At 60.2% G+C, this 19,377-nt stretch carries 16 protein-coding genes; 10 read left to right on the forward strand and 6 right to left on the reverse strand.

All coding sequences use genetic code 11. The annotated features are described in order from the left end of the window. Nucleotides 1-173 precede the first annotated feature (173 nt). Nucleotides 174-587, forward strand: coding sequence for an alternative ribosome rescue aminoacyl-tRNA hydrolase ArfB (gene arfB / locus ACF6ZU_RS20275; RefSeq protein WP_008010994.1), 414 nt, complete (start codon nt 174-176; stop codon nt 585-587). Here arfB and ACF6ZU_RS20280 read toward each other — a convergent pair. The 6 genes from ACF6ZU_RS20280 to phhA all read right to left on the reverse strand — a co-directional run bounded on the left by ACF6ZU_RS20280 (nt 584) and on the right by phhA (nt 4,992). Next, a complete protein-coding gene (locus tag ACF6ZU_RS20280; protein ID WP_392886380.1) occupies nt 584-1,783 on the reverse strand; it encodes an MFS transporter in 1,200 nt (399 codons plus the stop codon). The genes arfB and ACF6ZU_RS20280 overlap by 4 nt on opposite strands. A 103-nt stretch (nt 1,784-1,886) precedes the next feature. Next, nucleotides 1,887-2,069 (reverse strand): hypothetical protein, encoded by a 183-nt coding sequence (locus ACF6ZU_RS20285; RefSeq protein ID WP_310337416.1) that lies wholly within the window; start codon nt 2,067-2,069, stop codon nt 1,887-1,889. 76 nt (nt 2,070-2,145) lie between these two features. Beyond that, entirely contained in the window at nt 2,146-2,277 is a 132-nt protein-coding gene (locus tag ACF6ZU_RS20290; protein WP_392886382.1) for a hypothetical protein, read from the reverse strand. Between the two features lie 275 nt (nt 2,278-2,552). Next, a complete protein-coding gene (locus ACF6ZU_RS20295; protein ID WP_392886384.1) occupies nt 2,553-3,746 on the reverse strand; it encodes an amino acid aminotransferase in 1,194 nt (397 codons plus the stop codon). Then, entirely contained in the window at nt 3,746-4,102 is a 357-nt protein-coding gene (locus tag ACF6ZU_RS20300) for a 4a-hydroxytetrahydrobiopterin dehydratase (protein WP_060541364.1), read from the reverse strand. The genes ACF6ZU_RS20295 and ACF6ZU_RS20300 overlap by 1 nt, the downstream gene beginning before the upstream one ends. 104 nt (nt 4,103-4,206) lie before the next feature. Then, nucleotides 4,207-4,992 carry a phenylalanine 4-monooxygenase gene (gene phhA / locus ACF6ZU_RS20305; protein ID WP_392886386.1) on the reverse strand — a complete coding sequence of 262 codons (786 nt, stop codon included), beginning with the start codon at nt 4,990-4,992 and terminating at the stop codon, nt 4,207-4,209. 380 nt (nt 4,993-5,372) lie between these two features. Here phhA and ACF6ZU_RS20310 point away from each other — a divergent pair, with 380 nt between their 5' ends. From ACF6ZU_RS20310 to ACF6ZU_RS20350, 9 genes are all read left to right on the forward strand, one after another. Beyond that, nucleotides 5,373-6,932 carry a sigma-54-dependent transcriptional regulator gene (locus ACF6ZU_RS20310; RefSeq protein WP_392886388.1) on the forward strand — a complete coding sequence of 520 codons (1,560 nt, stop codon included), beginning with the start codon at nt 5,373-5,375 and terminating at the stop codon, nt 6,930-6,932. 313 nt (nt 6,933-7,245) lie between these two features. Continuing rightward, nucleotides 7,246-7,986 carry a flagellar basal body rod protein FlgF gene (locus tag ACF6ZU_RS20315; protein WP_392886390.1) on the forward strand — a complete coding sequence of 247 codons (741 nt, stop codon included), beginning with the start codon at nt 7,246-7,248 and terminating at the stop codon, nt 7,984-7,986. 45 nt (nt 7,987-8,031) lie between these two features. Then, nucleotides 8,032-8,817, forward strand: coding sequence for a flagellar basal-body rod protein FlgG (flgG, locus tag ACF6ZU_RS20320; protein WP_008030483.1), 786 nt, complete (start codon nt 8,032-8,034; stop codon nt 8,815-8,817). A gap of 52 nt (nt 8,818-8,869) precedes the next feature. Next, entirely contained in the window at nt 8,870-9,565 is a 696-nt protein-coding gene (gene flgH / locus ACF6ZU_RS20325; protein WP_392886392.1) for a flagellar basal body L-ring protein FlgH, read from the forward strand. Between the two features lie 27 nt (nt 9,566-9,592). Next, nucleotides 9,593-10,681: a flagellar basal body P-ring protein FlgI gene (locus ACF6ZU_RS20330; RefSeq protein ID WP_392893855.1), complete on the forward strand. Its 1,089-nt coding sequence runs from the start codon at nt 9,593-9,595 to the stop codon at nt 10,679-10,681. Between the two features lie 11 nt (nt 10,682-10,692). Continuing rightward, nucleotides 10,693-11,994 (forward strand): flagellar assembly peptidoglycan hydrolase FlgJ, encoded by a 1,302-nt coding sequence (flgJ, locus tag ACF6ZU_RS20335; RefSeq protein WP_392886395.1) that lies wholly within the window; start codon nt 10,693-10,695, stop codon nt 11,992-11,994. A 22-nt stretch (nt 11,995-12,016) separates the two neighbouring features. Then, nucleotides 12,017-14,080 (forward strand): flagellar hook-associated protein FlgK, encoded by a 2,064-nt coding sequence (gene flgK, locus ACF6ZU_RS20340; RefSeq protein WP_392886397.1) that lies wholly within the window; start codon nt 12,017-12,019, stop codon nt 14,078-14,080. A gap of 13 nt (nt 14,081-14,093) precedes the next feature. Then, nucleotides 14,094-15,665, forward strand: a complete 1,572-nt coding sequence (locus ACF6ZU_RS20345) for a flagellar hook-associated protein 3 (RefSeq protein ID WP_392886399.1) — start codon at nt 14,094-14,096, stop codon at nt 15,663-15,665. A gap of 114 nt (nt 15,666-15,779) precedes the next feature. Next, nucleotides 15,780-19,376 (forward strand): glycosyltransferase, encoded by a 3,597-nt coding sequence (locus tag ACF6ZU_RS20350; RefSeq protein ID WP_392886401.1) that lies wholly within the window; start codon nt 15,780-15,782, stop codon nt 19,374-19,376. The last annotated feature ends 1 nt before the right edge of the window (nt 19,377 follow it).

The raw sequence follows: 19,377 nt of genomic DNA on the forward strand, positions 1-19,377 counted from the left end.
TTCAACCAGACACAAAACCCTGTGGGAGCGAGCCTGCTCGCGAAAGCGGTGCACCAGTCAACATTTACATCGCCTGACACATCGATTCGCGAGCAGGCTCGCTCCCACATTGGTCCGCATCTGCCTTCAGTCTATTCAGGTATCCTGCGCGTTCTGAATACGGACGCTTTTCCATGCTGGTGATATCCAACAACGTGCATCTGCCGGATGCCGAGATCGAGTTGACGGCCATCCGCGCCCAAGGCGCCGGCGGGCAGAACGTCAATAAAGTCTCCAGCGCCGTGCACCTGCGCTTCGACATCCCCGCGTCGTCCTTGCCGGAGTTCTACAAGGAGCGACTGCTGGCGCTGCGGGACAGTCGCATCACCAGCGAAGGGGTGTTGATCATCAAGGCCCAGCAATACCGGACGCAGGAAGCCAACCGCGCCGATGCGCTGGAGCGCCTGACCGAGTTGATCCTCAGCGCCACCAAGGTCGAGAAGAAACGCCGTCCGACCAAACCCACCCTCGGCTCGAAAAAGCGCCGGCTCGAATCCAAGACCAAGCGCGGCAGCATCAAGGCCGGGCGCGGCAAGGTCGATTTCTAGCGGGCGTCACGCGCTTCACGATACTTGGGCGCTTGCCGGTACAGGTAAACGCTCAGTGCCAAACCGCTCAACGCGGCGAGGGCGGCGAACAGGAAGATCGAGGCAAAACCGAAGCCCGCCGCAATCGCGCCCGCCAAAGGCCCGGTGATCCCCAGCGACAAATCGATGAACAGCGAGTAAGCGCCCACCGCTGCGCCACGGCTCGACGCTGGCACAAGGTTAACCGCTTCCACGCCCAGCGCCGGGAATACCAGTGAGAAACCGAAGCCGCTCAAGGCCGCACCCGCCAATGCCCAATGGGCGTCCGGCGCCAGCCATAGGAGCAACAAACCCAGGGTTTCCACCGACAGGCATGCAATCGCCACGCGGAAACCGCCGAGCCGGTTGATCAGGTTGCCGAACAGCAGGCGCGCGCCAATGAAGCTGGCGCCGAACAGGCTCAGGCACAACACCGCGTTGTCCCAGTGTTGCGTGGCGTAATACAGGGTGATGAAGGTGGCGATGGTGCCGAAGCCGATCGAGCCCAGCGCCAGGCCGCAGCCGTGCGGCAGCACTCGACCCAGTACATGCATGAACGGCAAGCGTTCGCCGACCACGATAGGCGCAGCGGTTTTCGGCCAGGCCAATGCCAGGCCCAGAACAGCGAGCAAAACGATGCTGACGCCCATGCTCCACAAGCCTAACTGACTGACCAGCAGCACGCCCAGCGGCGCGCCGACGGCCAGTGCGCCATAACTGGCGATGCCGTTCCAGGAGATGACTTTGGCGGTATTCGCCGCGCCGACCCGGCCGATGCCCCAGCCAATCGAGCCGGAACCCACCAGGCTTTCCGCGCTGCCGAGTACCAGTCGGCCGATCAACAGGCTGATCAGGCTCAGCATCGGCAGGCTCTGGGTCCAGGCCGAAATCAGCATGAACACTCCGCTCAAGCCACAGCCGGCGAGGCCATACATCACCGCGAGCTTGCTGCCCTTGTTGTCGATGATCTTGCCGGCGTAAGGCCGGCTGAGCAGGGTAGCCAGGTATTGCACGCTGATCACCAGCCCCGCGATCACCGCGCCGAAGCCCAGGTCGCTGTGGACGTAGCCCGGCAACACGGCGAGGGGGATGCCGATATTGAGGTAGCCGATAAAGGTAAAGAGGACGATGGAAACAACTTGCAGCGTGACCGCCAGGGGGCGCTGGTTTTCAGACATGGGTAAAGGTCCACGGGAAAGCAGATAGATAGGCTGCTTATGATAGCGGCGCGAGCGGCCGTGGGGCGTGGAAAAGTAAAACTATTTGCCGGATGGCGATGTTTCAGGGCTTGGCGGGGGCGACCAGCTGCGTCGTGACCAGGGCGGCCAAGGCATTTTCTTCGGTTCCGAAGCGGGCGAGCAAGGCGGCTTGTTTCTCGGGGGACAGGCGATTCCAGATCTCGATCATCTTCTCGGCGGTGCCGATCAGGACGCTGGCCTGGCTCTCGTTGAATTCGTCGGTCATGGTGCGCAGCTCAAGGTTCAGGCGGTGTGGAAAGCGCATGTTAGCGCTTTCCACACGGTCTGGCATTGCGGGTGTTTCAGTCTTCGCTGTCAGCCTTGCGACTGTCAGTGGCTTCTTTCGGTTCGGGCTGTTGGGCGCCGGCTTGTTGCGGGGGTGTCTGCTCAGTTTCGTGCAGGCTTGGGAAGGGGAGATTAGGGATCTCGTGCATGGTTCGCGCTCCTCGCAAAGTCTGTTGATAGATCTGGTAGATCCGCGCTTTTACAAAGCTTGGGCAGGATACAGCAGGAGAAATGACAAATAGACTTTTATATCTATTTGTTTCGACGGATGGGCTTGTCTAGACAGGTGTGGAAGAGGGCGCGACGCAAAACAAATGTGGGAGTGAGCCTGCTCGCGATAGCGGTGTGTCAGTCGACATCAATGTTGAATGTCAGACCGCTATCGCGAGCAGGCTCGCTCCCACATGGGGTTGTGGAGGGGGGATTATTTGCAGACTTCGGCGATGGCTTCGGCCAGCAGGTTCAGGCGCGTTGCATCGATCCCCGCCACGTTCGCCCGGCCAGTGCCGACCATGTATACGCTGTGATGATCGCGCAGTTGTTTGACCTGCTCAGGCGTCAGCCCTGTGTAGGAAAACATCCCGCGTTGCACACCAATGTGCGCGAAGCGTTCGCCCAACCCGTGGGGCTCCAGCGCTTCAACCAGGCCGCTGCGCAGTTGCGCGATGCGTAATCGCATGGCTTCCACTTCGTCGGCCCAGAGGCTTTTCAGTTCCGGGTCACCGAGGATCGTCGCGACCACCGCCGCGCCATGATCCGGCGGCGTCGACCACAGGTTGCGGGCGATGTTGGCGAGTTGGCTGCGGATATCAATCAGTTTGTCAGCGGTTTTCGCGATGACAATCAAGGCACCCGTGCGATCACGGTACAGACCGAAGTTCTTCGAGCAAGAGCTGGTGATCAGCACTTCCGGCAGTTCAGCGGCGAACAACCGGGTCGACCAGGCATCCTGTTCCAGGCCATCGCCGAAGCCCTGGTAGGCGAAGTCGATCAGCGGCACCAGATCACGGCTGCGCACCACGTCGAGCACGCGGCGCCAGTCGTCATGGGACAGGTCGAAGCCGGTCGGGTTGTGGCAGCAGGCATGCAACAACACGACATCGCCTTTTGGCGCTTCACCGAGTACCGCCAGCATCGCTTCAACGTCGAGACGGTTGTCGCTGCCGACATACGGGTAATGACTGACCTTGACCCCGGCCGTGGCGAAAATGGTTTCGTGAATCGGCCAGGTCGGGTTGCTCAGCCACACGCCACGGCCCGGCAGGCACTGGGCGATGAAGTCCGCGCTCAGGCGCAGCGCCCCGGTGCCGCCCGGTGTCTGGGTCGCGCCGGCGCGTTGTTCGGAGATCAGCGCAGAATCGGCACCGAGCACCAGCTCATTGATGGCTTTGCCGAACGCCGGTTCGCCGTGGCCGCCGATGTAGGTCTTGGTGGTCTGGCGATCCACCAGGCGCTGCTCGGCGAGTTTCACGGCCTGGGGAATCGGCGTCAGGCCCAGGGCGTCTTTGTAGACACCCACGCCAAGGTCGAATTTGCGCGGATTCGGGTCCTGCGCATAGGCCTCCATCAGGCCCAGGATCGGATCGCCGGGTACTCGACCTATGGCGTCGAAATGCATTATTTGCGGCCCTCGGCGTCCTTGGCCACTTCGTCAGTGCGTGCGGCCATGATGAAATCGTTGCGGTGCAGGCCCTTGATGGAGTGGCTCCACCAGGTCACGGTGACTTTGCCCCATTCGGTCAGCAGGCCCGGGTGATGACCTTCGGCCTCGGAGATTTCCCCGACGGCGTTGGTGAACGCCAGTGCGTGCTTGAAGTTCTTGAACAGGAAAACCTTTTCCAGTTGCATCACGCCGTCGCGCACTTCGATGTTCCAGTCGGGAATCTGCTTGATCAGTACCGGCAGTTCTTCGTCGCTGACTTGTGGGGCATCGGCGCGGCAGGCTTCGCAGTGGGCTTGGTTCAATGTGGACATGATCTGATCCTGAATTCGAATGATTGAAAATCGGCCGCCAGTGTCACCACGCTAAACCAAAGCGTCGGTTCCTGACAGGCTCACTTGATTCTAAAAGCTACGGATCACGCAGCTTTCGGCGGAAATTTCGGTGCGTGCAAACCCAGCTGCATGCCTTGCTTGACCATGCCCATGATGTCTTCGTGGGCGAGATCGAACAGGCGCTTGAGGTTGGGCAGGACGAAGTACAGCGGTTGCAGGATGTCGATGCGATAGGGCGTGCGCATGCATTCCAGCGGATCAAAGGCCTGATGTTCAGGTTCGTCCGACAGGCAGTAAACGGTTTCTTTCGGCGAGGAGAGAATGCCGCCGCCGTAGATGCGCTGGCCTTGCGGTGTATCCACCAGGCCGAACTCGATGGTCATCCAGTACAGGCGCGCCAGGTACACGCGTTCTTCCTTGGACGCTTGCAGGCCGAGTTTGCCGTAGGTGTGGGTGAATTCAGCGAACCAGGGGTTGGTCAGCAGCGGACAGTGGCCAAAGATCTCGTGGAAAATGTCCGGCTCTTGCAGGTAATCCAGCTCTTCGCGTGTACGAATAAACGTCGCCACGGGAAACTGCTTGCTCGCCAGCAATTCGAAAAAGGTCTGGAAGGGAATCAGTGCGGGAACCCGGGCCACCTGCCAGCCGGTGGTTTCGCCGAGGACTTTGTTGATTTCACCGAGTTGCGGAATGCGGTCGTGGGGCAGACCGAGTTTTTCGATACCGTCCAGGTATTCCTGGCACGCACGCCCTTCGATCACTTTCAGCTGGCGAGTGATCAGCGTGTTCCACACCGCGTGTTCTTCGGCGGGGTAGTCGATAAAACCTTGCGCATCGGGCTCGCGAGCCACGTATTGCGTCTGCTTCATGCTGCTCTCCTGCTAGGGGATTTCGTTCTTGTTATGTCCTGCTATGGATCTAGAAATACCTCAAGGATTGCGGAGGTGCAGCAGGTGGGTGCCGTCATGCGGAGGAAAATTCGTGGCGTTTCGTAAAATTTTCGTTACATATTTGCCTGTAAGGCGCAGATATTGAGTTTTCCGGGTTTGAAATGCTTCGAAGGTGTCACATAATCTTGACGACTATCTGAGCGTCAAAGCAGAAAATCATCCTTGTGGGAGCGAGCTTGCTCGCGATGACGTTGAGGGCAACGCGTTTAATCAGGGGGAGCGCGTTTTCGTTAACGTCCATCGCGAGCAAGCTCGCTCCTACAGGTGCGTACCTTCCTCACCGTTTCTTCGGGCCTTTTATGCGTATCAAAGTCCACTGCCAAAACCGCATCGGCATCCTGCGTGACATTCTCAACCTGCTGGTGGAGTACGGCATCAACGTCGCGCGCGGCGAGGTGGGGGGCGAGCATGGCAACGCGATCTACCTGCATTGCCCCAACCTGATCAACATCCAGTTCCAGGCGCTGCGTCCGAAATTCGAGTCGATTGCCGGAGTCTTTGGCGTCAAGCGTGTAGGGCTGATGCCCAGCGAGCGTCGGCATATGGAACTCAATGCCTTGCTCGGCGCACTGGAATTTCCGGTGTTGTCGATCGACATGGGCGGTTCGATTGTCGCGGCCAACCGTGCGGCGGCGCAGCTGCTTGGGGTGCGTGTCGATGAGGTGCCGGGGATTCCGTTGTCGCGTTATGCCGAGGATTTCGATTTGCCGGAACTGGTGCGCGCCAACAAGTCGCGGATCAACGGGCTGCGGGTCAAGGTCAAGGGCGACGTGTTTCTCGCCGACATCGCGCCGCTGCAATCGGAGCATGACGACAGCGAAGCCATGGCCGGCGCGGTCTTGACGCTGCACCGCGCCGATCGGGTGGGGGAGCGCATCTACAACGTGCGTAAGCAGGAGTTGCGCGGCTTCGACAGCATTTTCCAGAGTTCGAAAGTGATGGCGGCGGTGGTGCGCGAAGCCCGGCGTATGGCGCCGCTGGATGCACCGCTGTTGATAGAAGGTGAAACCGGCACCGGCAAGGAATTGCTGGCGCGGGCCTGTCACCTCGCCAGTCCGCGTGGCCAGTCGCCGTTGATGGCGCTCAATTGCGCCGGCCTGCCGGAGTCGATGGCCGAGACCGAGCTGTTCGGCTACGGTCCCGGCGCCTTCGAAGGCGCCCGCGCCGAAGGCAAGCTCGGGCTGCTGGAATTGACGGCGGGTGGCACGCTGTTTCTCGATGGCGTCGGGGAAATGAGCCCGCGCTTGCAGGTGAAATTGCTGCGTTTCCTGCAGGACGGTTGCTTCCGCCGTGTAGGCAGCGATGAAGAGGTCTACCTCGATGTTCGAGTGATCTGTGCGACCCAGGTCGACCTGTCTGAGTTGTGCGCCCGTGGCGAGTTTCGCCAGGATCTGTATCACCGCTTGAACGTGTTGTCGTTGCACATCCCGCCGTTGCGCGAGTGCCTGGATGGGTTGCCGCCGCTGGTGGAGCATTTCCTTGACCAGGCCAGTCGGCAGATCGGTTGTCCGCTACCGAAACTGGCGCCGGCGGCCATGGAGCGGCTCAGTCACTATCACTGGCCGGGTAATGTCCGGCAGCTGGAAAACGTCCTGTTCCAGGCGGTTTCGTTGTGCGATGGCGGGACGGTCAAGGCAGAACACATTCGCCTGCCGGATTATGGCGTGCGTCAGCCGCTTGGCGATTTCTCGCTTGAGGGCGGGCTGGACGAGATTGTCGGGCGGTTCGAGAAGGCGGTGCTGGAACGGCTTTATTCGGAGCATCCGAGCAGTCGGCAGTTGGGCAAGCGCCTTGGTGTTTCCCATACCACAATTGCCAACAAGTTGCGTGAGTATGAAGTCGGCAAGACCGAGTCCTGACTGGCACTTGCTGTGTTTGTGCTGGCCTCATCGCGAGCAGGCTCGCTCCTACAGGGGAATGCATTTCAAATGTAGGAGCGAGCCCTGCTCGCGATAGCGGTAGTCCGGTCAGCCCCCAGGTCAAGCCTTGCCACTTACCGGCATAACACCGCCGGTTTTTCGTCTTCAACACAATCCGTCATTCCCCTCTGATCCCCCTCAAGTCCTTTGTTTGCCGGGCCCGGCGCCGCCAGAAAAAAGTTGGTCTGCAAATTGCTTATCGCTCAGCAGTACAGCGGTGGGCGGCAAACGTCCGGCATGCAGAGGAAAGAGTGTGGACAAGTACCTTTATGTGGCAATGACCGGCGCCAGCCAGAATGCACTGGCGCAGAAGGCTCACGCGAACAACCTGGCGAACATCTCCACCAACGGTTTCCAGAAAGACCTGGAGCAGGCGCGTTCGATGCCGGTGTTCGGTGACGTCTTTCCGGCGCGTGCATTTGCCATGTCCGAACGTCCGGCCACCGACTTCTCTGCGGGCTCGCTGGTGGAAACCGGTCGCGACCTCGACGTCGCGGTGCAGGGCAACGGCTGGATCGCGGTGCAGAATCCGGACGGCGGCGAAAGCTACGTGCGCACCGGCAGCCTGAACATTGACGCCCTTGGCGTCCTGCGCGCCGGCAACGGCATGCCGGTGCTGGGCAACGGCGGGCCGATCTCCGTGCCGCCCGAGCAGCAAGTCGAAATCGGCGAGGACGGCACCATCAGCATCCGTGCGATGGGCGAAGGGCCTCGCGTGATGGCGGAAGTCGACCGCATCAAGCTGGTCAACCCTGACTTCAAGACCATGACCAAGGGGCTGGACGGTTCGATCCACACCAAGGACGGTCAGCCGGCGCCAGCCGATGCCAACGTCAAACTGGTGTCCGGGTTCGTTGAATCGAGCAACGTCAATGCCGTGGAAGAGATGACCTCGGTGCTGGCCCTGGCCAAGCAGTTCGAGCTGCACATCAAGATGATGAACACCGCCAAAGAAGACGACCAGGCCATGGCTCGGGTCTTGCAGATCAGCTAATTATCAGAACGTCGCGCCGTAAAACAGGCGCACGAGGAGAATCGAATGCTTCCGGCTCTATGGGTTGCCAAAACAGGTCTGTCCGCCCAGGACACCAACCTGACGACTATTTCCAACAACCTGGCAAACGTGTCGACCACGGGTTTCAAACGTGACCGCGCCGAGTTCCAGGACTTGCTGTATCAGATCAAGCGCCAGCCAGGCGCCCAGTCGACCCAGGACAGCGAACTGCCGTCCGGTCTGCAACTGGGTACCGGTGTGCGCATTGTCGGCACCCAGAAAAACTTCAACGCCGGCAGCCTGCAAACCACCGAGCAGCCGCTGGACATGGCCATCGACGGTCGCGGTTTCTTCCAGATCCTGCAACCGGACGGCACCACGTCCTACACCCGTGACGGCACGTTCCACCTCGATTCCAACGGCCAGATCGTCAACGCCAGCGGCTTTGCCCTGGAGCCGGCCATCGTCATTCCGAACGACGCGCAGACCTTCACGGTCGGTCGCGACGGCACCGTGTCCATCACCGTTGCCGGCAACCCGGCGTCGCAAGTGATCGGCAACCTGCAAACCGCCGACTTCATCAACCCGGCCGGCCTGCAAGCCGTGGGCAACAACCTGTTCCTGGAAACCGCTGCCAGCGGCGCGCCGCAAGTCGGTACGCCAGGCCTCGCCGGTTTCGGTACCACGCTGCAGAACACCCTGGAAACGTCCAACGTCAGCACCGTTGAAGAGATGGTCAACATGATCACCACTCAACGTGCCTACGAGATGAACTCCAAGGTGATCTCCACCGCCGACCAGATGCTCTCGTTCGTAACGCAGAATCTGTAATCAAGTCTATGAGGCGGCCATGAGGTCGCCTGCAACACCGTGAGGTAGGGTCATGAATCGCTTTGTATCTGTTCTGGCACTGAGTGGGGTCGCCGCGTTGGCGGGGTGCGTCGGTCCGACGCCCAAGCCCAACGACCCTTACTACGCCCCGGTGTTGCCGCGTACGCCGTTGCCGGCTGCCGCGAACAACGGTTCGATCTATCAGGCCGGTTTTGAACAGAACCTGTACAGCGACCGCAAGGCGTTCCGGGTCGGTGACATCATCACCATCACCCTGAACGAGAAGACCCAGGCCAGCAAGAATGCCAACTCCCAGGTTGGCAAGACCAGCAAGGCGAGCATCGGTTTGTCGTCGCTGTTCGGCACGGTGCCCAACACCAACAACCCGCTGGGCAGTGGTGACCTGACCCTGGACGCCGGCTACAGCGGTGACCGCGCGACCAAGGGCGACAGCAAGGCCGGGCAGGGCAACAGCCTGACCGGTTCGATCACCGTGACCGTCGCCGACGTGTTGCCCAACGGCATCATCGCCGTGCGCGGCGAGAAGTGGATGACCCTCAATACCGGTGACGAGCTGGTACGGATTGCCGGCCTGGTCCGGGCCGACGACATCGCCACCGACAACACGGTGTCATCGACCCGCATCGCCGATGCGCGCATCACCTACTCGGGCACCGGTTCGTTTGCCGATGCGAGTCAGCCAGGCTGGTTCGACCGTTTCTTCCTCAGCCCGCTGTTCCCTTTCTAGGTGGCTACGTTGAATTTCAAACACCTGATGGTGGCTGCGTTCCTGATGTCCGCAGCCTTCGGTGCTCAAGCCGAGCGGCTGAAGGATATCGCCAGTATTTCCGGCGTGCGTTCCAACCAATTGATCGGCTACGGCCTGGTGGTCGGGCTTAACGGCACCGGCGACCAGACGACGCAAACCCCGTTCACCCTGCAGACCTTCAACAACATGCTCTCGCAGTTCGGCATCAAGGTGCCGCCGGGTTCGGGCAACGTGCAGTTGAAGAACGTCGCGGCGGTATCGATCAGTGCCGACTTGCCGGCCTTCGCCAAACCCGGTCAGCAGGTAGACATTACCGTTTCCTCCATCGGTAACTCCAAGAGCCTGCGGGGCGGCACCTTGCTGCTGACGCCGCTCAAAGGTATCGATGGCAACGTCTATGCGGTTGCCCAGGGCAACCTGGTGGTCGGCGGTTTTGACGCCGAAGGTCGCGACGGTTCGAAGATCACGGTCAACGTTCCGTCGGCCGGTCGCATCCCTGGCGGTGCGTCGGTGGAGCGGGCGGTACCGAGCGGTTTCAACCAGGGCAACAGCCTGACGCTGAACCTCAACCGTTCGGACTTCACGACAGCCAAGCGCATCGTCGACAAGATCAACGACATGCTCGGCCCTGGCGTTGCCCAGGCCATCGACGGCGGTTCGATCCGCGTCAGCGCGCCGTTGGACCCGAGTCAGCGCGTCGACTACCTGTCGATCCTGGAAAACCTCGAAGTCGATCCGGGCCAGGCGGTGGCGAAAGTCATCATCAACTCCCGTACCGGCACCATCGTGATCGGCCAGAACGTCAAGGTTTCTCCGGCCGCCGTGACCCACGGCAGCCTGACCGTGACCATCACCGAAGACCCGATCGTCAGCCAGCCCGGCCCTCTGTCCAATGGCCAGACGGCCGTCGTGCCGCGTTCGCGGGTCAATGCCCAGCAGGAAGCCAAGCCGATGTTCAAGTTCGGCCCGGGCACCACCCTCGACGAGATCGTGCGTGCGGTGAACCAGGTCGGCGCGGCACCGGGTGACTTGATGGCCATCCTCGAAGCACTGAAGCAGGCCGGCGCATTGCAAGCCGACCTGATCGTGATCTGAGGACGGCGACCATGGATATGCGCAAAGGCGGTCTGGGTGTCAGCAGCAGCGATTCGGGTTCTTACTCTGACCTGAACCGGCTGAACCAGCTCAAGGTCGGTGACAAGAACAGCGATGGAAACCTGCGCAAGGTGGCGCAGGAGTTCGAGTCGCTGTTCCTCGGTGAAATGCTCAAGTCCATGCGCAAGGCCACCGATACGCTGGGCGAGGACAATCCGCTCAACACTCCGGCAGCCAAGCAGTATCAGGAAATGTACGACCAGCAGCTGGCCGTTTCCATGTCTCGCGAAGGCGGCGGCATTGGTCTGGCAGACGTGCTGATGCGGCAGATGTCGAAGAACAAACCGATGGCGCCGGGCGAGGCTGCTGCCGCGTCGGCGGCCAAGCAGGAAGCCGCGAAAGCCGCTGCGAACGCCGCCGTGGAAACGCCGGTTGCCGCCGGTACGGTCGCCCTCAATGGGCCGTTGTCGCGGGTCAATGGCGAGCGTCCGTTGTGGGCGTCGCGTTCGGTCCGTTCACCGCAGGCATCGGGTGACGGCACGCATCGCAATGACATGGCACTGATCAATCAGCGACGCCTGGCATTGCCGCCGAAACTGGCTGACCGCTTGCTGGCAGGCCTGGTGCCTTCGGCCACACCTGCCGCGACCACGGTCAACCAGACGCCATTGCCGGAGCGCACTCTGCCAACCGGTTCGGGTCCGCTGTACAACGGCGACTGGCTGGCGAATGCGCAAATGGCCTCGAATGGCGGCCTGCAGATTCACGGTCGCGCAATCGCCCAGATCCCTCTGGCGCCGGCGAAGAAAGCCTTCAGTTCCGCCGATGAATTCGTCAACACCATGCTGCCGATGGCCAAGGAAGCGGCCGCGCGCATCGGCGTCGATCCGCGTTACCTGGTGGCCCAGGCTGCGCTGGAAACCGGTTGGGGCAAGTCGGTCATGCGCGCCCAGGACGGCACCAGCAGTCACAACCTGTTCGGCATCAAGGCCAGCAGCAATTGGCAGGGTAATTCGGCACGGGCGATCACCAGCGAATTCAGGAATGGCGCGATGGTCAAGGAGACGGCCGAGTTCCGTTCCTATGACTCTTACAAAGACAGCTTCCATGACCTTGTGACTTTGCTGCAATCCAACAATCGCTATCAAGATGTGCTGAAGGCGGCCGATAAACCAGAACAGTTTGTACGCGAGTTGCAAAAGGCCGGTTACGCAACCGACCCGGACTACGCAAGCAAGATTTCGCAGATAGCCAAGCAGATGACGAGTTACCAGAACTACGCTGCGGCGGGCGCTTCCACCACGCCTTTATAGGCACAAGGATTAAGGTCGAACCATGAGTTTGCTCAATATCGGGATGTCGGGTCTGGCCGCAGGCCAATCCTCGTTGATGACCACCGGCAACAACATTGCCAACGTCGACACCGCCGGGTACTCGCGCCAGCAAACAGTGCAGAGCACAAAGGCCTCGCAGCAGTTCGGCAACGTGTACATCGGCACCGGCACGACGCTGGCCGATGTCCGTCGGGTGTACAACAGCTACCTCGATGCGCAGTTGCAGACCACCACGTCGCTGAACAGCGATTCGGCCGCGTACCTGAACCAGGTCACGCCGTTGGACACCTTGCTGTCCGATAGCAGCACCGGCCTGAATGGCGCACTGACCAAGTTTTTCGCCTCGGTGCAGAACGTCAATGCCAAGCCGGGTGACGACGCTTCCCGCCAGTTGCTGCTCAGCGATGCCCAGGCCTTGAGCAACCGTTTCAACTCGATGTCCAGCCAGTTGAACTCGCAGAATGCGAGCATCAACGGCAACCTGACGAACATGGCCGATCAGGTCAACAAGCTGGCCGCGACCGTGGCTCAGTTGAACCAGAAGATTGCCGAGGTTTCCAGCTCCGGCGGCATGCCGAACGAACTGCTCGACGCCCGTAACGAAACCGTACGCCAACTGTCGACCTTCACGGGGGCGCAAGTGGTGGAGCGCGAAGGCAGCCTTGATATTTACCTGGGCAGCGGTCAGCCGCTGGTCATGGGCAACACTGTCAACAAGCTTGAAGTGGTGCCGAGCAAAGACGATCCAGGTCGACTGGGCCTGCAACTCAATCGCGGTTCCAGCACCATCGATATCACCTCGATCATGACCGGTGGCGAGATCGGCGGTCTGCTGCGTTATCGCAGCACCGTGCTGGATCCGGCAATGAACGAATTGGGTCGTGTGGCCCTGGTCGTTGCGGATCAGATGAACAGCCTCCAGGCGCAGGGCATCGACAAAAACGGTGACTTCGGTTCGAACCTGTTCAACAGCATCAACAGCGCCGCGCAAGTGGCTCAGCGCAGTGTGGCTTCCACTGGCAACAGCGTCGGCTCGGGTAACTTCGGTGTGAGCATCGAAGACTCCGGCAAGCTGACCATCAATGATTACAAGGTGACTTTCACCTCGGCCACCGACTACACCGTTCAGCGTCTGCCGGACAATACTCCCATGGGGACGTTCAGCACCGCACCACCGGCAACGCCACCGGTCATCGACGGTTTCTCGTTGAATTTCGGCGGTGGCACTGCGGTCGCGGGCGATACATTCCGGATTACTCCGACGCGTAACGCCGCGACGAGCATCAAGACCGAAATGACCGATTCGAAGCGCCTGGCCATCGCCGCACCGCTGAGTGCAGCCATCGCTCCAGGTGGCAGCGGTACGCTGACCATTTCGTCCAGCGGTCAGCCGACCCTGACGACGCAGTTCGATATCTACGATTCGGCGACCACCAAGATCATGCAGGACGGGCTGAAGAATTCGACGCCAGTCAAAGTCGTGTTCGGTGCCTCCGGTGGTTCGACCCAGACGTATCAGATGCTGGATGCCAAGGGCAACGTGCTCAGCAGCGGCAGCATCGTGCCGAATCAGAACAACACCATGAGCCTGACCGTTCCGCTGGTCGATGCCTCTGGTGCACCGATCATGGACCCGGGTCCGCCTTCCGTGCAGCGTACCGTTTCGTTCGACATGACGGTCGCGGGCTCGCCAGGCACAGCGTCGGCGATCAACATTTCCCTCGCTCAAGCGGGCACGCTGGACAACCGTAACGGTACAGCGCTGGCCGGCTTGCAGACCAAGCAGACCGTCGACACTGGCTCGGCCAGCAAGGGTGTTTCCCTGGGCGATGCCTACGGCAAGCTGGTGGAAGGTGTTGGTTCCAAAGCTGCCCAAGGCAAACTCGACAGCGCCGCGACCGGTGCGATTCTGGCGAATGCCAAAGGCGCCCGCGACTCGCTGTCCGGCGTCGATCTCGACGAGGAGACCGGTAACCTGGTCAAGTATCAGCAGTACTACACCGCCTCCTCGCAGATCATCAAGGCTGCGCAGGAAATCTTCAGCACATTGATCAACAGCATTTAAGGAGTCGTAGCCCATGCGCATTTCCACTGGCCAGTTTTACGAGTCCACGGCTGCGAATTATCAAAAGAACTTTGCCAACGCGGTCAAGAGCAGTGAAGAGGCGAGCAGCCTCGTTCGCGTGAACACCGCTGCCGATGATCCGGTCGGTGCTTCGCGTTTGCTGCAACTGGGCCAGCAGGCTTCGATGCTCGATCAGTACAACGCCAACACCAACACGATCAAGGCGACCCTGGGCCAGACCGAATCGGTCATGACCAGCATCAACAACGTGCTTCAACGTGCGCGGGAACTGGCCATTGGTGTGGGTAACAGCGGCTACACTGACGCTGATCGCCAGGCTAATGCCTCGGAGCTGGGGCAGATTGAAGAGCAGCTGTTGAGCCTGATGAACGCCAAGGATGAAAACGGCACTTACATTTTTTCCGGTTCCAAGGGTGATACCGCACCTTTCTCGCGCAACCCCGACGGCACCTACAGCTACAACGGCGACCAGGTAACCCTCGATCTGCCGGTTGGCGACACCATGTCGATGGCGACCAACAGCACCGGTTGGGATGTGTTCCAGCAGGCGATCAATACCAGCCGCAGCCAGGTCACCATGACTGCGCCGGCCGTGGATGATGGCCGCGTGACCCTGTCCAACGGCCAGGTGTCTTCGAACGTCACCTACAACAGCAAATTCCGCAGCGGTGAGCCGTACACGGTCAGCTTTATCAGCGGTACCCAGCTCAGAATCACCGACTCGGGTGGTAACGATGTCACTGCCGAAGCCAGTCAGGGTGGTGTTTTTGACTCGACGGGCCCTCAGAGCCAAGGTGTTACGTTCCGCGGTGTCGAGCTGAACCTGAACATCAATCTCAAGACTGGTGACGTCGCCGGTACCGTGCTGCCAGGTCATAGCTTCACCTTGGCGGCCAAGCCCGATACCTTCACCGCAACCCGTGGTCCGGGTAACCCGACGACCGCGCAGGTCACGGCAACCAATATCACCAACCCGGCGAACTACCACGCCAGTTTCCCTACAGGCGCGGCCGTCCTGAAGTTCACCAGCGCCACTGATTTTGACCTGTACGCGGCACCGTTGACCGCCGACAGCAAGCCGGTGTCCTCCGGGACCATGGTCGGCAACGTTGCCACTGCATCGGGCGTGAGTTTCACCATGACCGCTGCACCGGCGCCAGGGCCTAACGATCAATTCAACATTGCCGTCAATACTCATGAAACCCAGAACATTCTGGACACCGTGAGTCAATTGAAGAGCGCGTTGAACACCCCAACCAATGGCGATCCGGTGCTGATCCAGAAGCAGCAAGCGGCCGTGTCCTCGGGCATTGCCAACCTGGCCAGCGGCAACGATCAGTTGTCCAGTGCCTTGAGTTCGGTGGGTGGGCGTGGTTCGGCCCTGGATATTCAGGCCGAGATCAACCAGAGCCTGACCATGGCCAACAAAACGACCCAGTCCTCGATCCGTGACTCCGATCCCGCGGAAGTGATGACGCGCCTGACCTTACAGCAAACCATGTTGCAGGCCTCGCAACTGGCGTTCAGCAAGATCACTCAGTTGGGTCTGTTCAACAAGATCTAAAGGTGTCGGGCGCGAGAGCGCCCGGCCTTGGGTCACCGAATACCAATCGCCTTTTTTCAGCGGTCCCAGGGGCTCACCCGGCCGGGTGAGCATCCGCCGCTTGAGAGCCCCGCCGTGAATCCAGTCTCGTTAGTCAGCGTCGTCATTCCCGCCTTCAATCCGCGCTTTTTCGCCCGGGCCCTGCGCAGTGCCCTGGTCCAGCAATACGCCAACCTCGAAATCATTGTGTGCGACGACAGTCGCGGCGACGAGATTCGGAGCGTTGTCGATTCGCTGACGGGCGATATCGCGCTGCGAGTGCGTTATGTACGAAACCCGCAGACATTGGGTTTTGTCGGCAATCTGCTGGCATGCTTGAGCGAAGCCAAGGGCGAGTTCATCAAATTTCTGTGCGATGACGATCAGTTGTCACCTGCCTGTATTGAACGTCAGGCACAGGTGCTGGCTGAGAATGCCGACATCAATCTGGTGCTGGCTCAGCGCTTGTTCTGGGATGCGGACGATCACCCGTTGCCGTCGCGGTTAGAGAACAGCACGCTCTCGCCCGTGTGCGGCATGTTCAAGGGCGATGACCTGCTGGCGATTTTCGAGAACTTTCCGGTCAACTTCCTCGGCGGATTCAGTAACGCGCTGTTCCGCCGTGAAGATGTCCAGGAGCTGATGCCTGTCCTGACACAACCCGGCCATTGCTTTGTCGCATCACTGGATTTGGCCTTGTTCATCTGCCTGATGCGGCGGGGCAACATGGCGCAGCTCAACTTCGTGTTGAGTGTCGAGCGACTGCACCCGCAGCGATTGTCTCGGCAGCAATCGATGAAAGATGCGATCGAGGTGGAAAGGGACTGGCTGGTGCAGATGCTCAAGGGGCGCGGTGGTGAAGGTGCGCCTGCGGGTGGGTGGGTGCGATACCTGCCGCTAAGCCGCAGCAAAGAAGAACCGCGTGTCTGGGACGAATTGCCCCTGGCTCGAACCCTGGGTGCAAGCCAGTCCAACCAGCAGCATCGGGTGGGCATCGCCAGCGAGAACTTTTCCCAGCTTTACGCTCAGTGGCTGGCATGCCGCACGCTTAGCGAAACCCAACGTCGTCTACTGCCGGACACCCTGGCCGGTTGGTCGCGGCAACCGAAAATCGTTCCGATCATCATTGATGACCAGGCCAGCCGCGCCGGTCTGGATCTCACGCTTCAGAGTCTGAGCGGACAGCTTTATGCGCCGGACCTGATCCTGGTGTTGTCCAGCGCCTGCGACGAAACGCAACTTGAAGAGCGGGTGTTCAGTTTGCCGTTGCAGGACGACTGGCACGAGCAGGTCAATGGGTTGCTGGCTCAACTTGATGGCGTTGACTGGTTCTACGTGGTGCGTGCAGGCGATCGTCTGGTAGAGCCCGCGTTGCTGCTGATGGCCGAGCGCATCAGTGTCTCGCCTAATGCATTGTGTCTCTACGGCGATGAAGGCGGATTGCGTGACGGTGAGTCGGAAGACCCGGCCTTCAAGCCGGATTTCAATCTGGACCTGATGCGCACTTATCCCTACGTGGGACGGTCGCTGGCGTTTCAGCGCGAGCGCTTCCTCGCCCTCGGCGGTTTCAATTCGAGCTACGGCGAAATGGCACCTCACGATGTGCTGTGGCGTATGGTCGAAAATGAAGGTGTCGAGGTCGTCGAACATATTGCCGAGGTGCTGCTGGAGTCGACGTTTAGCCTTGCGCAGTGGCTGGCATTGCCGGAAGTCATTGAGCTCAACCTTCAGGTCGTGGAAGCGCATCTTCAGCGATTGGGTGTTGCCCATGAGATTCGCCAGGGCAGTTACACCTTGCTTAATCGCGTTGATTACCTGCACGCAGCTCGACCATTGGTGTCGATCATTATTGTCTGCAAGGACCAATTGGCCGCCGTGCAGCGTTGCGTTGAAACGCTCCTCGAGAAAACCGCCTACAGCGAATACGAATTGCTGTTGATCGACAATGGAAGCGAATCACCGCAGACCCTCGAGTGGCTGGGTGCCATGGCGCAGTTGGGCAGCGACCGCTTGCGGGTGGAAGCGTTTGCTCAGCAAGGGAATGTCGCAGCGACTCGCAACTTTGCGGCGCAACAGGCCCGTGGTGAATATTTGCTGATGCTTGATCCCTATGCGGTGATCACCCGTGACGACTGGCTGGATGAGTTGCTTAACCATGCACAGCGTCCGGAAGTTGGCGTGGTTGGAGCCAAGTTGTTCAATCCTGACGGATTGGTGGTGCATGCCGGCCTGATCCTGGGCTTGCAAGGGCCGGCCGGCTCGCCTTTTTTCGGCGATCCGCTGAGCTCGGCTGGCTATATGCATCGCTTGCAGGTGGTTCAGGAGATGAGCGCAGTTGGCGCCCATTGCCTGATGGTGCGCAAAGCGCTGTTTGACCGTGTGGGTGGGTTGCAGGAGCAGGACTTTGCCTTGAGCCTCTACGAGGTGGACTTGTGCCTGCGAATCCGTCAAAGCGGCTATCTGGTGGTGTGGACACCGTATGCCCAACTGGCAATGGGGGCATCGCCTGCGGTCGAAGCAGCCGCGGACGAGCTGGCGCTTCGCGGTCAGGAGCAGGAAACGTTTTTCCGCCGCTGGCTGCCCATCATTGCCCGCGATCCGGCCTACAACCCCAACCTGATGCTGAATACGCCGGGGGGCTCCAGTTTCGGTCTGGAGCCAGGCTTGCGCACCGGGTGGAGCCCGTTTTCAACTCGGCAAGTGCCCAAGGTCATGGCCGTGCCCATCAACGCTTCTGCGGTCGGGCACTATCGAGCGATCCAGCCGTTGGTCGAGTTGGAAAAAGCAGGTCGGGCAACCGGGCGGGTCTACTATGAAATGCCGTCGGTCATCGAAATCGAGCGTCAGTCGCCGGACGTCATCATTTTGCAGGGACGCTACAGCGAGGGCCCCGTCAACGAGATCGCTGCCTTCAAGCCCTACACCAATGCCCGCCTGATTTTCGAGCTGGATGACTATGTCATCAAGGCGCCGAAGAAGAACCTGCACATTCGCAATATGCCGGACAATGTCGAGATGGAGCGTCTGGTTCGTCGTGCTATCGGCTTGTGCGATCGGGTGGTGGTCTCGACGCAACCACTGGCAAATGCATTGTCATCCATGCATCACGACATTCGGGTCGTGCCGAATATGCTCGCCACGGACCTCTGGAGCAATCTGCACAGCCAGCGCCGGACCTCAAAAAAACCAAGGGTTGGCTGGGGTGGCGGTACCAGTCACTCGGGTGACCTGGCGATCATTGCCGATGTGGTTCGCGAGCTGGCCAACGAAGTGGATTGGGTGTTCTTCGGCATGTGTCCAGAAGAGCTGTTGCCTTACATGCATGAATTCCATGGGGTCATTGACCTGAGCGTCTACCCGGCGAAGCTGGCCAGCCTGAACCTGGACCTGGCGCTGGCACCTTTGGAGTTTCATATCTTCAACGACTGCAAGAGCAACCTGCGTTTGCTGGAGTACGGCGCATGCGGCTACCCGGTCGTCTGTACCGATACCGAGGCTTACCGGGGTTATCTGCCTTGTACTCGAGTACTCAGCAACTCCACCGAAGAGTGGCTGCAAGCCATCCGCATGCACTTGGCGGATCCTGATGCCAGCTACCGCATGGGCGATGAATTACGCGAAGCGGTACTGCGCGATTTCATGCTGCGCGGCGACAACGTTCGCTACTGGGAGAACGGCTGGCTGGCCGATTGAC

The organism is Pseudomonas migulae (assembly GCF_043225285.1).
In the GTDB taxonomy this organism is placed as follows: domain Bacteria; phylum Pseudomonadota; class Gammaproteobacteria; order Pseudomonadales; family Pseudomonadaceae; genus Aquipseudomonas; species Aquipseudomonas migulae_C.

Excerpts from the sequence above, each read along its gene's own strand:
- arfB (WP_008010994.1), top strand. The coding sequence starts at position 174 with ATGCTGGTGATATCCAACAACGTGCATCTGCCGGATGCCGAGATCGAG.
- ACF6ZU_RS20280 (WP_392886380.1), bottom strand. The coding sequence starts at position 1,783 with ATGTCTGAAAACCAGCGCCCCCTGGCGGTCACGCTGCAAGTTGTTTCC.
- ACF6ZU_RS20285 (WP_310337416.1), bottom strand. The coding sequence starts at position 2,069 with ATGACCGACGAATTCAACGAGAGCCAGGCCAGCGTCCTGATCGGCACC.
- ACF6ZU_RS20290 (WP_392886382.1), bottom strand. The coding sequence starts at position 2,277 with ATGCACGAGATCCCTAATCTCCCCTTCCCAAGCCTGCACGAAACTGAG.
- ACF6ZU_RS20295 (WP_392886384.1), bottom strand. The coding sequence starts at position 3,746 with ATGCATTTCGACGCCATAGGTCGAGTACCCGGCGATCCGATCCTGGGC.
- ACF6ZU_RS20300 (WP_060541364.1), bottom strand. The coding sequence starts at position 4,102 with ATGTCCACATTGAACCAAGCCCACTGCGAAGCCTGCCGCGCCGATGCC.
- phhA (WP_392886386.1), bottom strand. The coding sequence starts at position 4,992 with ATGAAGCAGACGCAATACGTGGCTCGCGAGCCCGATGCGCAAGGTTTT.
- ACF6ZU_RS20310 (WP_392886388.1), top strand. The coding sequence starts at position 5,373 with ATGCGTATCAAAGTCCACTGCCAAAACCGCATCGGCATCCTGCGTGAC.
- flgG (WP_008030483.1), top strand. The coding sequence starts at position 8,032 with ATGCTTCCGGCTCTATGGGTTGCCAAAACAGGTCTGTCCGCCCAGGAC.
- flgH (WP_392886392.1), top strand. The coding sequence starts at position 8,870 with ATGAATCGCTTTGTATCTGTTCTGGCACTGAGTGGGGTCGCCGCGTTG.
- ACF6ZU_RS20330 (WP_392893855.1), top strand. The coding sequence starts at position 9,593 with ATGGTGGCTGCGTTCCTGATGTCCGCAGCCTTCGGTGCTCAAGCCGAG.
- flgJ (WP_392886395.1), top strand. The coding sequence starts at position 10,693 with ATGGATATGCGCAAAGGCGGTCTGGGTGTCAGCAGCAGCGATTCGGGT.
- flgK (WP_392886397.1), top strand. The coding sequence starts at position 12,017 with ATGAGTTTGCTCAATATCGGGATGTCGGGTCTGGCCGCAGGCCAATCC.
- ACF6ZU_RS20345 (WP_392886399.1), top strand. The coding sequence starts at position 14,094 with ATGCGCATTTCCACTGGCCAGTTTTACGAGTCCACGGCTGCGAATTAT.